9 protein-coding genes and 1 tRNA gene are annotated in these 12,497 nt (G+C 70.8%); 7 read left to right on the top strand and 3 right to left on the bottom strand.

What is annotated here, in order from left to right:
• Nucleotides 1-264: 264 nt before the first annotated feature.
• Together ACFXBC_RS31450 and ACFXBC_RS31445 are read right to left on the bottom strand one after the other, a co-directional pair.
• A complete protein-coding gene (locus ACFXBC_RS31450; RefSeq protein WP_385032188.1) occupies nt 265-2,784 on the bottom strand; it encodes an ABC transporter permease in 2,520 nt (839 codons plus the stop codon).
• Between the two features lie 150 nt (nt 2,785-2,934).
• Nucleotides 2,935-3,705, bottom strand: coding sequence for an ABC transporter ATP-binding protein (locus tag ACFXBC_RS31445; protein WP_385032185.1), 771 nt, complete (start codon nt 3,703-3,705; stop codon nt 2,935-2,937).
• A gap of 441 nt (nt 3,706-4,146) precedes the next feature.
• Here ACFXBC_RS31445 and ACFXBC_RS31440 point away from each other — a divergent pair.
• A tRNA-Leu gene (locus tag ACFXBC_RS31440) sits at nt 4,147-4,232 on the top strand.
• 485 nt (nt 4,233-4,717) lie between these two features.
• Here the strand turns inward: ACFXBC_RS31440 and ACFXBC_RS31435 are convergent.
• Entirely contained in the window at nt 4,718-6,043 is a 1,326-nt protein-coding gene (locus ACFXBC_RS31435) for a helix-turn-helix transcriptional regulator (protein ID WP_385032182.1), read from the bottom strand.
• Nucleotides 6,044-6,594: 551 nt separating this feature from the next.
• On the opposite strand from ACFXBC_RS31435, the gene ACFXBC_RS31430 reads away from it, so the two are divergent.
• The 6 genes from ACFXBC_RS31430 to ACFXBC_RS31405 all read left to right on the top strand — a co-directional run bounded on the left by ACFXBC_RS31430 (nt 6,595) and on the right by ACFXBC_RS31405 (nt 12,136).
• Complete coding sequence (locus tag ACFXBC_RS31430; protein ID WP_385032179.1) at nt 6,595-7,833, top strand: TfuA-like protein; 1,239 nt, start codon at nt 6,595-6,597, stop codon at nt 7,831-7,833.
• Nucleotides 7,820-8,968, top strand: a complete 1,149-nt coding sequence (locus ACFXBC_RS31425; RefSeq protein WP_385032176.1) for a YcaO-like family protein — start codon at nt 7,820-7,822, stop codon at nt 8,966-8,968. Before ACFXBC_RS31430 ends, ACFXBC_RS31425 begins: the two co-directional genes overlap by 14 nt.
• Nucleotides 8,965-9,855, top strand: coding sequence for a class I SAM-dependent methyltransferase (locus ACFXBC_RS31420; protein WP_385032173.1), 891 nt, complete (start codon nt 8,965-8,967; stop codon nt 9,853-9,855). Before ACFXBC_RS31425 ends, ACFXBC_RS31420 begins: the two co-directional genes overlap by 4 nt.
• Nucleotides 9,852-10,862: an NAD(P)H-dependent glycerol-3-phosphate dehydrogenase gene (locus ACFXBC_RS31415; protein WP_385032170.1), complete on the top strand. Its 1,011-nt coding sequence runs from the start codon at nt 9,852-9,854 to the stop codon at nt 10,860-10,862. The genes ACFXBC_RS31420 and ACFXBC_RS31415 overlap by 4 nt, the downstream gene beginning before the upstream one ends.
• A 70-nt stretch (nt 10,863-10,932) precedes the next feature.
• Nucleotides 10,933-11,289: a hypothetical protein gene (locus tag ACFXBC_RS31410; RefSeq protein WP_385032167.1), complete on the top strand. Its 357-nt coding sequence runs from the start codon at nt 10,933-10,935 to the stop codon at nt 11,287-11,289.
• Entirely contained in the window at nt 11,276-12,136 is an 861-nt protein-coding gene (locus ACFXBC_RS31405; protein WP_385032164.1) for a hypothetical protein, read from the top strand. Before ACFXBC_RS31410 ends, ACFXBC_RS31405 begins: the two co-directional genes overlap by 14 nt.
• Nucleotides 12,137-12,497 lie beyond the last annotated feature (361 nt).

The following is a 12,497-nucleotide window of genomic DNA, read 5'->3' as shown; positions in this document are numbered from 1 at the left end:
ATGGAAGTCGTCGTTCCACTGCGCGTCGAGGCCGAACCCGGGGTCCGCGCCCGGCGGGGTTTCCCGCGGGGCGGGGAAAATGGGATCACCCGCGCGGGAAAAACGCTCGTGCTCTCCACGCCGCCGGGCCCGCCCCCCCGCCCCCCCCGGGTTTAACCCCCCCCGCCCCCCCCCGGCGGGCCCGCGGCTATCTTGGGCCGGCCCGGCCCCTCCGTGCTGCTGCGTATGACCTGTGGCGGCCCGCCTACTCCCTGCTCCTGCTTCCTACTCCGTCTTGATCGCGGTCAGCATGTTCAGCCGGGCCGCGCTGCGGGCGGGCCAGAGGGCGGCCAGCACCCCGACGAACGCCGCGAGCAGCAGGAAGACTCCGATCCGGCCCCACGGCATGACCAGGACGTAGTGCGGGATGGACCCCTTGATGGTCTGGCCGACCGCCCAGGCCAGGAAGGTCCCCAGCGCGATCCCGACCACCGCGCCGAAGAGCGAGATCACCACGGCCTCCAGCCGGATCATCCGCTTCACCTTGACCCGGTCGAGGCCGATCGCCCGCAGCATCCCGATCTCCTGCTGACGCTCGAAGACCGACATCGCCAGGGTGTTGATGACACCGAGTACCGCGATGATCAGGGCCATCGCCAGCAGCCCGTACATGACGTTCAGGGTGGTGTTGATCATGCCGCCCATGGCGTTGCGGATCTCCTGCTTGCCCAGGACGGAGATGGCCGGGTTGCCGCCCATCGCGTCCACCAGGCTTTGTTCACCGGCGCCGCCGTCCGTCTTGACGAGGATCTGCTGGATCTCCGGCTTCTCCTCGTGCGGGGCGAGCACCGACGTGGAGGCCAGGACGGGGGAGACGAACTGGTTCTCCTTGAAGACCGCGCCGACCGTCAGCGAGCCCTTCTTGTTGTCGAGGTACTTCGCGGACACCTTGCTGCCGGGCTTCCAGCCCTTCTTCTCCGCCGTCTTCTGCTCGACGGCGATCCGGCCCTGGGCGAGTGAGTCCAGCGAGCCCGAGACCACGGGGAGGTCGAGCACCTGCTGGATGTCACCGGGCTTCACCCCGGAGACCGCCTCGTCGCTGCCGTCGATGATGATCTGGCTGCCGGTCTGCGGGGAGACCGCGGCGACGCCCTTCGCCTTCTCCAGCGCGGTGACGGTGGAGGGCGTCAGCGACATGCCGTTGGCCATCTCGACCATGTAGTCGCCCTTGAAGTTGTCCGTGGTCATCCGGTCCACGGACTGGCCCACCGTGACACCGATCACCGTGAGTCCGGTGACCAGGGTCAGACCGATCGCCAGCGCGGAGGCGGTGGCCCCGGTGCGGCGCGGGTTACGGACCGCGTTCTGCCCCGCCAGCTTGCCGGACACCCCGAACACCCGGGTCAGCAGCGGCCGTACGAGCGCGATGACCGGACGGGAGAGCAGCGGGATCAGCACGATCACGCCGATCAGGGCCAGGAAGGCACCGACGCCGATCATCGTCCGGCCACCGGAGCCGGCCGAAGCACCCGCGAGGACCACCGCGGCGCCGATCAGCGTGATGACGGCGCCGATCGAGTTCCGTACCACCAGGGACTTCGTCGTGGCGGGCAGATGGGCGCTGCCCATCGCGGCGACCGGCGGGATCTTCGCCGCCCTGCGGGCGGGCAGCCAGGCGGCGAGCATGGTGATCAGCACACCGACGAGCAGCGCAGCCAGCGCGGTGCTCGGCGCCACGATCAGCGGGCCGCCCGGCACCTTCGCCCCGAACGAGCCCATCGCGGAACGCAGCCCCACGGCCAGCCCGATGCCGAGGACGAAGCCGACCACGGATGCGACCGCACCGACCACCAGCGCCTCGGCGAGCACCGAGCGGGTGACCTGCTTGCGGGAGGCGCCGACGGCGCGCAGCAGGGCCAGCTCCTTGGTGCGCTGGGCGACGAGCATGGTGAAGGTGTTGGAGATCAGGAAGATCCCGACGAAGAGCGCGACCGCGGCGAAGCCGAGGAGCATCTGGCTCAGCCCCGACATCTCCCGCGTGATCTGCTTGGCCTGGTCGTCGGCGAGCTGCTTGCCGGTCTGCGCGTCGGCGTTGTCCGGGAGGAGCGGCTTGACCTCGGAGAGGAGCTTCGCCTGGGACACGCCGGGGGAGGCCGTGATGTCGACGTCCTTGTACCAGCCGGGCTGCACATAGAGCTTCTGCGAGACCGCGGTGTCGAAGAGGACCAGGCTGCCGCCCGCGCCGACCGCGCCGTCGTCGGTGGTGAAGATCCCGGAGAGGGTGTACGTACGCACCGGCCCGTTGGTCGCGACCCGCACGGTGTCACCGACGTGGTAGCCGCCCTTGTCCGCGGTGTCCCGGTCCAGCGCGATCTGGCCGCTCCGCGCCGGGCCCGAGCCGTCGGTGAACGCGTACCGGCTGTCCTTGCCGTGGGCGCCGGGGGAGAAGTTCCCGCCCTCGTTGGACCAGCCGTTGCCGATCAGCTTGCCCTTCTGGTCGGCGACGCCGGCGAATCCGGAGACGCGCCCGGTGGCCGAGGTGACGCCGTCCAGGCCCTTGATCCGGTCCAGGGTCTTCGCGCTGACCCCGGGGGCCTTCTTGGGGTTGTCCGAGTCCGCGTACGAGGTGACCGCGACGGCCACGTCGGAGTAGTTCTTGGCCGACTGGTTGCGGAAGGCGTGGCTGAGAGTGTCGGTGAAGACCAGGGTGCCGGAGACGAAGGCCACGCCGAGCAGCACGGCGAGGACGGTCATCAGCAGCCTGGCCTTGTGCGAGAGCACATTGCGCAGGGCGGTACGGAACATGGTGGGTGTCAGTCCTGAGGTGAGGAGCAGGCGGGGAGGGCGGGAGCGCGGCGGGGGCAGCTGGTCCGGGGCGCGCTCGGCCGGTCCCGGGTGGGGCGGCCGGGATGGTGCGGTCGGCTGGTCCGGGGCGGGAGCGGCGGCGCGGCGGGGTCAGCTGGTCCGGCCGCGGGCGTCGAACTCCTTCATCCGGTCCAGTACGGCATCGGCGCCGGGCGACAGCATCTCGTCGACGATCCGGCCGTCGGCGAGGAAGATGACCCGGTCCGCGTAGGCGGCGGCCATCGCGTCATGGGTCACCATGACGACGGTCTGGCCCAGCTCCCGTACGGAGTTGCGCAGGAAGCCGAGTACCTCGGCGCCGGAGCGCGAGTCCAGGTTCCCGGTGGGCTCGTCGCCGAAGATGATCTCGGGCTGCGAGGCCAGCGCGCGGGCCACCGCGACGCGCTGCTGCTGGCCGCCGGAGAGCTGCGTGGGCCGGTGGCTGAGCCGGTCCTTGAGCCCCACCATCTCGATGACGCTCGCCAGCCACGCCTTGTCGGGCTTGCGGCCCGCGATGTCCATCGGCAGCGTGATGTTCTCGGCCGCGGTCAGCGTGGGCAGCAGGTTGAAGGCCTGGAAGATGAAGCCGATCTTGTCCCGGCGCAACTGGGTGAGCTGCTTGTCCTTCAGGGTGCTCAGCTCGGTCTCACCGATGCGTACGGAGCCCGACGTGAAGGTGTCGAGGCCGGCGACGCAGTGCATCAGCGTCGACTTGCCCGAACCGGACGGGCCCATGATCGCGGTGAACTCGCCCTGCCGGAAGTCCACGGAGACCCCGTCCAGGGCGACCACCTGGGTCTCCCCCTGGCCGTACACCTTGGAGAGTTCGGTGGCGCGGGCGGCCACCGCGGTGGCGCGGCGGGCGGTGGTGGTCGAGGTCACGGGGAGCTCCTGTTCGGAACGGGATGCGGGGACCTCTTCATCCTGTCTGCCGCCCGCCGCCGGAACGTCCGTCCGCATGCCCGTTCCTGTGGCCCTCTTGAGAGTGACCGCGAGGGCGCCGCCTCCTCCTCCGGTATGACACCGCCCCTGAGGCCGTCCCCCGCGGGTACCGGGGCGCCTGGGCGGGGCCGGAAGGGTCGATGGCGATGCCGGGGCGCACTGCGCCGGCGCCTGGGCGGAGCCACCGTACCGGCGACTTTCCGTCAATCCCGTACCCCCCGGTACGGGCCGGTCACCGCGTGCGGCATGTGCCGATGGCGCATCCACTCGCTGACGGGCCTTCAGGCATCAATAAAATAAGACAACATCGGGTTAAGGCTCCGGTGACCGGACGGCGCGTCCGGATAGTCTCTGAATCGCGAATGCGGTGCCGCGCGTCTTGCCCGGATGGTGGAATGCAGACACGGCGAGCTTAAACCTCGCTGCCCCTCGGGGGCGTACCGGTTCAAGTCCGGTTCCGGGCACCACACCGGGTACACGCGCCGCTCAGCGGAAACCACTCAGAACCGCTCTCACCCTCTGCTCCCTTGGGCGCACGGTGCGCCTGCTGTGCGTTCACGGCGTACATCGCAGAGCGAAAGAATGCCGCCGGAGAGATCACCAGCTGTCAGGTGAAGTGGCGTCTGGGGGACGTTCGTTCGGGGCCCTTCCGGACCGAGCGGTTCGACGACGTGGACTCGGCGAAGGTCTTCAAGAAGTCCGTGGATGAGCAAGGCCAGCAGTGGCCGCCGGGCTGGGTGAAGGGCAGGGGGTACATCGATCCCGCGGCCGATGAGCCTGACGAGGCCCGCTACCGCTTCGAGACCTACGCGCTGGAGTCCGTGCGTAACAGGACAGGCGTGGAGGATTGCGACAAGGATGCGATCGAGAAGGAACTGCGCATCTATCTCCGCCGACGTTCGGGAACTGCGACATCCGCTCGACGGAGCACCTCCAGACGTGTGCCTGCCCGCTACGGCGCGGCGCGCTCCAGGAGGTCGCGCACCGCAGGGGTGTCCCGGTGTGGGGCAAGGGCATGCAGGACGGTGTCCAGGCGCCGTACGGCGCGCGGTGAGTCCGAGGCGGCGGCCAGGTCGTAGACCCGTGAGGCGACTGCCACGGCCTCGTCGATCTCGTTGGCGTTGACGTACGCCTGGGCCAGCCACGACGAGTACAGCGCGATTTCCCTGACGTGCGTGGTGTCGTAGCGCTCCAGTGCGGCCGTCAGGAGGGGGACGGCCCGCAGCGGCCGGTGGGTCTCGGTGAAGACCCGGCCCGCCATCACGTCCGACTCGTCCCGTGAACACCAGTACAGCCAGTCGGGTCGCTCGGCGTGGTCGTCGACATCGTCGTGAGATGCGGTCGAGCGTTTCACGGCTGTCTCCGCTTCCCGGACCTCGCTCGCCATGGCGGCCGTCCACGCGACCTTGTCCAGCAGGAGGGTGCGCTCCAGCGGGCTCGCGCTCCCCTCGCAGCCGGCCAGCGCGGAGCGGGCCATCAGAAGTCCTTCGGCCGCCTTGCCGTGGTTGGCGTAGGCGTATCCCGCACACCCGAGGTTCAGTGCCGCCAGTGTGCGGTCCCCGGCAGCGTGGGCGGCCTTGACCCCGGTGAGATACAGGCTCACACCCTGGTCCACTCGGCCGGCGTCGCAGGTCACCCAGCCCGCCAGCTGGGCCTGCTCGGAGAGCAACGCCAGCAGGCGGCGCCCGCTCTCCTCGGTGTAGGAGGCTTCCCGGGCGAGCTTCACCGTCTCCCGTAACTCCTGTAACACCGCCGGAAGCAGCACGGTGACGCCCGCGAAGTCGTCGAGGCGCCGTAGCCGGACGGTGCGTTGGTCGAGGTCGGCGAGGAGTTCTGTACCGATCCGGCGGCCTGCGCGCTGGTGCACGATCTGGGGTGGCGGTGTCACGAGCCACGCGTGGGCGATGGCGGTCGCGTTGTCCGCCGTCACCGCCTGGTCGCCGTCGAGCATGGCCGCGAGTGTACCGGCGTCGGCTCGGTCCCAGAGGCCGCTGGTCAGGGCCGCGGGAACGAGGGTCTGGTTGCCGCCGCGCATTGCTACGGCGAGGGCCATGGCCGCTTCCATGGCCTCTTCGGGGACGCCGAGGACCTGGCAGAGCAGGGGCCACCACTCTTGCGGCAGCCGAAGTCCGGCTTCCCACCGGTACACGCTGTGCCGCCCCAGGCTCACGGTCCCCGCCGCGGTGTTCAGGGCGTCCGCCACATCCTGCTGCGACCAGCGCAGGAACTCTCTGGCCTCTCTGATCAACTGCCCTGGTGTGTATGCCTGTTCCGTCACGGGCGCCCCCTCGTTACTGGCATACACCCTGGCATACAGCCTGGCAGCCGACTACCGAACGTCAGAGGTCGTTGACTGGTCGCAGCCGCCACACGGCGAGTGGGAGGACCCCGCCATCTGGCAAGTCACCCCATGTGCGGTCTTCCTGCGGCGTGCGGGCGCAGGCAGGGAGTGGATCGCCGCTGATTAACCGCACCACCAGCGGCTGAAGACTTCCCGCCCCGGTCAGGGGCGGGCAGGCGGGCCCCGCTGGGCGAACCAGCCCCGGGCCTGCGGCACGACCGGTACGGGCAGCCTGTCCGCACCGCCGAAATCGGCAAGAAGGAGACATCCCATGGAGCAGTCCAAGTCCGGTATCGCCGCCGCCAGCACCTCGGCTTCGATGGAGGGGACCGAGGAGATCACCGGGCCCGTGGTGGTCGCCGTCGACGTCGAGGACGAGGAGTAGTCCCCTCTCCCGTTCGCGTCCTGACCTGGGCGCCCTTCCTGTCTCGTGTGCTTATGGGCCCGCGGAGGGGCGCCCTTCGCGCTTCATCGTGGAGGAGGCCGTAGTGATTCATGTGTTCGTCGGGCCGACGCTGCTGGCGTCCGAACCCGTACTCACCGCGCCCGGCGTGCGGGTGCTTCCGCCGGCCCGGCACGGCGACCTGTTCGATACCGCGATCGGTGGTGGTGACACGGTGGTGCTCGTGGACGGGGTGTACCACCAGGCTCCGGCGCTGCGGCACAAAGAGATCCTCGCCGTCATGGGCCGGGGTGTCGGGGTGATCGGGGCGGCGAGCATCGGCGCGTTGAGGGCCGCCGAATTGGCGCCGTTCGGGATGCTCGGCATCGGTAGCGTCTACGCCGCCTACGCCTCGGGGGAGATCGACGGCGACGACGAAGTGGCGGTCGGCCAGGCCCCGGACGGTGAGCTCGGCGCGCTGACCTGGCCGCTGGTCAACCTCCGGCACGCCCTTCTGCTCGCCCGTTCGGCCGGGGTCCTCGACGGTGCACGGGCCGCCGGGCTGCTGGAGGCGCTGCGCGCGGTCTACTACCCGCAGCGCACCTGGGCCGCGGTGCGGGCCGTGTGCCGCAGCCAGAGCGAGACCGGGTTCGCCGGGTGGCTGGCCGAGCAGCGTGAGCAGGACCGGCACTTCGGCGACCTCAAGCGCGTCGACGCGCTCGCCGCCGTCACCGCCGCCGTCGACGGCGCCGCAGCCCCGGACCGGGCCGTCGTCGAGCTGCCGGTATGGGATACGGCGTACTTCCGCCGCTGGTCCAACGCCTTCACCGGCAGCTGTGTGGACGGCCTGGTGCTGTCCACCGAGGACCGCCTCGTCTACCAGCAGGTTTTCGACCCCGCGTTCCACGAGAGGTGGTCGGCCTACCTCGAACATCTCTCCCGGCACCCGGCTGACGGTGGGCGGGGGCTGGTGCTGGCCGAGCGCCTGGCACAGGTGACAGGCGGGGCGCTGTCCGCAGACCGCGTGTTCCACCCCACGGTCGACCTGCGCGACGAGCGGACGGTGGAGCTGCTGCTGGCCGGCGAGAGTCCGCAGGACCGGCAGGCGGTCGCCCGGTATGCCGAGGCTCGCCGCAGCCGGCCCGGATTTTCGGCGGCGGTGCGTGAGGAGGTGACCCGCGAGCTCCTGCTCGGGGTGTGGGGATGCCCTGAGCGGGAGTTCGACGCGGAGGCATCCGCGCGTGGGCTGGTCTGCGGGGCGCGAGCCGTCTCGGCGGCCAAGCGGCTCGTGCCCGGATACGTGGAAGAGACGAAGAGGACGGAGGCGGCCCGTGGTGGGCACTGAGGAGCTGGTGGCGCTGCCGGGCACGGTGCGCGCCCGCACACCGCAGGAAACCTGGGACGCGTTGTCCGGACGGCTGCCGGAGTTCGGTATCACCCGGGTCGCCGATCTGACTGGTCTGGACTGCGTCGGGATTCCGGTCTTCACCGCGATCCGGCCCGCCTCCATGACCTTGTCGACCTCGCAGGGCAAGGGCGCAACGCCCCTGCTGGCGAAGCTGTCGGCGGTCATGGAGGCCATCGAACTGTGGCACGTCGAGCAGCCGCTGCCCGTCGCCGCGGTGGGCCCGGCCGCCGAGGTCGCCCCCGCCTGTCCCGTGACCGCGCTGCCGATGGCCGTCCCGTACCCGGAGCGCGTCTTGTCCCGGCTGGTGTGGGAGTGGGCGGCCGGTACCGGCCTGGTGAGCGGGGCGAAGGTGCTGCTGCCGGTCGACCTGGTCCGCCGCCGCGGGCATCGCCCGCAGTGGACCCCGGACGTACTGCGCGCGACAAGCACCGGCCTCGCCTGCGGCAACTCCCGCGAGGAGGCCCTGCTACATGCCCTGTTCGAGGTGGTGGAGCGCGATGTACTGCACCGGGACGGGCAGGCGGGCGGAGCGCGGCGCACGCTGATTGGCCCCCAGACGGTTGACGACCCGCACGGCGGGGAGCTGATCGCCCGCCTGGCGGCGGCGGGCATGGCGCTGGAGGTCGCACTGGTGGACGGCCCGTACGGGCTGCCGGTGTGCGTGGCCTACCTGTGGTCGGAGGACTGTCCCGTCGTCTTTGCCGGCGGCGGCTGCCACAGCGTCCCTGGGATCGCGCTGACGCGGGCGGTGAGTGAGGCCGCCCAGTCCCGGCTGACCGCCATCGCCGGGACCCGGGACGACCTGCCCGCCGACCCGGGCAGCTTCGACACCCCGCCCTTCCATCCGCCGCAGTCCGCCGGGCTCGCGCCGTGGACGGCTGCGGCGGCCCACTTCACCCTGGCCGGGGGCGGCTTCGCCGATCAGGTGACGGCGGTGGCCCGGCAGGTCGCGCACGTCACCGGGCACGAACCGGTGGCCCTGGACCTGTCCTCCCCAGGCTGCCCTGTCCACGCCGTGCAGGTCCTCTGCCCCGGCACCCGCTCACGCATCAGGAGGTCGATGCCCCGATGAAGTCCACCACCACGGCGCCGCCGCGCGGGATGACGGCTGGACAGCGCTCCGCCCAGTACGACGCCTTCCACGCCGCCCGCGCCCGCACCGATCTGGTCGCCCGCCTGTACGCCGAGGCGATGGGCGAGGACTACCCGGTGGAGGTCGCTGCCTCCAGCTCCTGCGACTGGCCTCTGCTGGGGCTGCTGGCCGGGCGGCTGCGGATGCGTCCGGGCCAGGTCCTCGTGGACGCCGGATGCGGCGCAGGCGGCATCGGCCTGTGGCTGGCCCGCGCCCTCGCCGTCCGCCTCACCGCCTTCGACCTCTCGCCCGTCGCCACCGTCCAGGCAGCCGCCCGCCGCGGCCACTTCCTCGGCCCGGCCGCCGACCGCGCCGTCTTCCGCGTCGCCGAGCTGGAGAACACCGGCCTCCCGGACGGCTGTGCCCACGGCATCGTGTGCGTGGACGCCCTCGGACGCGCCGACCGCGGGCACGCGCTTCGTGAGCTCGGCCGCATCCTGGCCCCCGGCAGCCGTCTGGTCGTGACCCGCGCGCTGCGGCGCGGTGCGGACCCGGCATGGCACCAGCAAGTGGAGGCCGCCGGGCTGACGCAGGAGCACCTGGACGAGCGGCCCGCCGAACCCGCGATGTGGGAACGGCTTTACCGGCTGTGGATCGCCCACGCCGACCAGCTGCGGCGCGAACTGGGCGAGGCCCCGGCCGAGAACATGCTCCGTGAAGCACAGCACAAGCTCCCCACCCTGGGCGACCGCCGAGCCGTCCTGCTGACGCTGCGGCGTCTCCCCGCCTCGGACGCACCGGCAGTAGTGGGGGCGGTCGATAGGATGACCCGGCCCGGCCTCCAGACCGGCGACAGGCCCGCGCCCGGCGAGAGGACCCCGCAGTGAACCAGCATCACGTCCGTGCGGCCGTGTTCTCGGCCGGATCCTGGGGCACCGCCGTCGGCAAGATCATGGCAGACGCCGGCACCAGCGTGACGATGCACGCCCGGCGCGCTGAGATCGCCGACGCGATCAACTCCAGCCACCACAACCCCGGGTACTTCCCGGACGTCGAGCTGCCCCACACCCTGACGGCCACCACAGACCCCGCCGCCGCGCTGGACAGCGCGGACTTCCTGGTGCTGTCCATCCCCGCGCAGTCCCTGCGGGCGAGCCTCGCCGCCTGGGCCCCGCACATCGGCCCGAACACCGTCATCGTGTCGCTGATGAAGGGCATCGAGATCGGCTCCGGCCTCCGGGCGAGCCAGGTCATCACCGAGGTGACCGGCATCCCCGCCTACCGGGTCGCCGTGCTCTCCGGGCCGAACCTGGCCCGCGAGATCATGGACGGCCAGCCCGCCGCAGCCACCATCGCCTGCCCCGACGAGGACGCAGCCCACCGCGTCCAGCGCGCCTGCCACACCCCGTACTTCCGGCCCTACACGTCCACCGACGTGACCGGCTGTGAGCTGGGTGGCGCGGTGAAGAACGTCATCGCCCTCGCAGTCGGCATCGCCTCCGGCATGGGCATGGGCCACAACGCGCAGGCCATGCTCATCACCCGGGGACTCGCGGAGACCACTCGCCTCGCGACCGCCATGGGCGCCCACCCGGCCACCCTTGCCGGGCTCGCCGGGCTGGGCGACCTGGTGGCGACGTGCTCCTCCCCCCTCTCCCGGAACCGCACCTTCGGCACCCACCTCGGCCAGGGCCTGAGCGTCGAGCAGACGACGGCCGCCACCCGGCAGACCACCGAGGGTGTCAAGAGCGCGGAGGCGATCCTCGCACTGGCACAGGCCCACGGCGTCGAGATGCCGATCACCGACGTGATCTCCGCCCTGCTGCACGAGACGGTCACCCTCGACCAGGCCGCGGCCGCGCTGATGCAGCGGCCCCCCAAGCCCGAGCGCTGACCCCCGCGGGCGCCCCGGACACGGGCCCACCGCACTTCACCTTCACCCTCCCGACACGGAGGTCCTCGCCATGCCCCCATCCGTGCTGTCCGCTGTCCAGACCGCCATCGCCTGCACCCTCGTGGCCTGGATGATCACCGGCTTCACCTCCCTGCCCGGCCGCTGGCTTCGCTGGAAGATGTTCTGCCGGGCCACCTTCACGATCGTCTCGCTCACCGGCACCGCCAAGGACGGCCGCACCGAGCCGGTGAACGTCTACGACCACCTCTCGCCCGGCTCCTTCATCCTCGGACCACCCCAGCTCCAGGCGATCCTCGATCACCTCACCCGCAGTGGCCACTACGAACGGATCGACGGCACCGGCCGCGTCCTGACAGGCCGAGGCGAACAACGCGTGGAGGTGAGGGACAGCCGTGTGGTTCTTTGAGGCCATCGCCTCCGGATTCCAGCACCCGACCGATCCCGGACGCATCCAGTGGTTCCGCATCCTCTTCGGCACGGTCCTCACCGCCCGGTACGCCCTCTCCTTCGGGCAGGGCGGCTGGGACCGCTTTGCTCCCGGCTCGCTCAGCCTCCACCTCGCCGAAGAGCGCTTCGGCTCCCGCCGGGCCCACCTCCTTGCCGGTGTCTACCGGCCCGCGCTGATCATCCGCACGATCGCCGCCCTCACCCTGGCCGCCGGGCTCGTATTACCACGCCTGTCGCTGCTGATCGTCCTGACCGGCGCCGCCATGGAACTGCTCTACCTCAGGAGTCCCAACGCGGTGCGTTACACCCTGCTGACCGGCACCTGCCTCCTGCTCGCCGGGGACCTCGGCCACGGCCTGACCATCGAGCACGATCCGAGCACGGCCAACACCTGGGCCCAGTGCCTGATCGTGCTGATCACCACCGACATCTACTGGAACAGCGCCTGGCAGAAACTCCGCTCTCCCCAGTTCCGCAGCGGCCTCTACCTCGCCCAGTGGATCCACACCTACACCCAGGTCCGTGACCAGTTGCCCCACCGCCGGTTCCAGTACGCCGTCCCCGGCCTGATCCGCCGACACATGGGAAACCTCACCCATCGGGACGTCTGTCTCTGGCGTACGGTCGCGGCCACCGCCATCGCAGCGGAGATCGCACTGCCACCCGCGCTCCTCATCCCGCAGACGATGCCGTACGCCGTCGCAGTCGGCATCGCCATGCACGCGGCCTTCACCTGCCTCAAACCACGCCAACTCGTCACTTTCTCCGGCCTCACCGCCGGTACCTACCTCGCCTTCACCTCCTGACGGAGCGGGATGTGGCGATGGCTCGTTTGACTGCCAGGCCAGGGCATGACCTCTGGCAATAATCGGTGAAGGCCACAGGGACACCCGCTCGGTCTCGTCACGGAGCCTGAGGAACATGTTTTGGCCACTGACACGGCAGCCGGGTTCGTCAGCTTCTGGGGGGGGCAGTATGCACGCTGTGCTCCCGGGGCTGGTTGGCCGGAGTGGCCAGGCGCTATGTCGCTCGTATATGTGCCGAGTGCCGAGAGTGCTCCGCTGCCCGTGGACCAAGTTGGGCACGGGGCCCACAGTGACCCGCTAAAGAGGGGCCGGACCCCCTAGAACCGGGGGGAGGACCCGACACCCAGAGTCAAAGCCGGTG

This window comes from Streptomyces sp. NPDC059398 (genome assembly GCF_042751845.1).
GTDB lineage: Bacteria > Actinomycetota > Actinomycetes > Streptomycetales > Streptomycetaceae > Streptomyces.
Note: the sequence above shows the minus strand (reverse complement) of the source record. Positions and strands in the feature narration are given on the sequence as shown.

Coding starts and splice junctions, on each gene's coding strand:
- ACFXBC_RS31420 (WP_385032173.1), top strand. CDS start 8,965: ATGAAGTCCACCACCACGGCGCCGCCGCGCGGGATGACGGCTGGACAG.
- ACFXBC_RS31450 (WP_385032188.1), bottom strand. CDS start 2,784: ATGTTCCGTACCGCCCTGCGCAATGTGCTCTCGCACAAGGCCAGGCTG.
- ACFXBC_RS31410 (WP_385032167.1), top strand. CDS start 10,933: ATGCCCCCATCCGTGCTGTCCGCTGTCCAGACCGCCATCGCCTGCACC.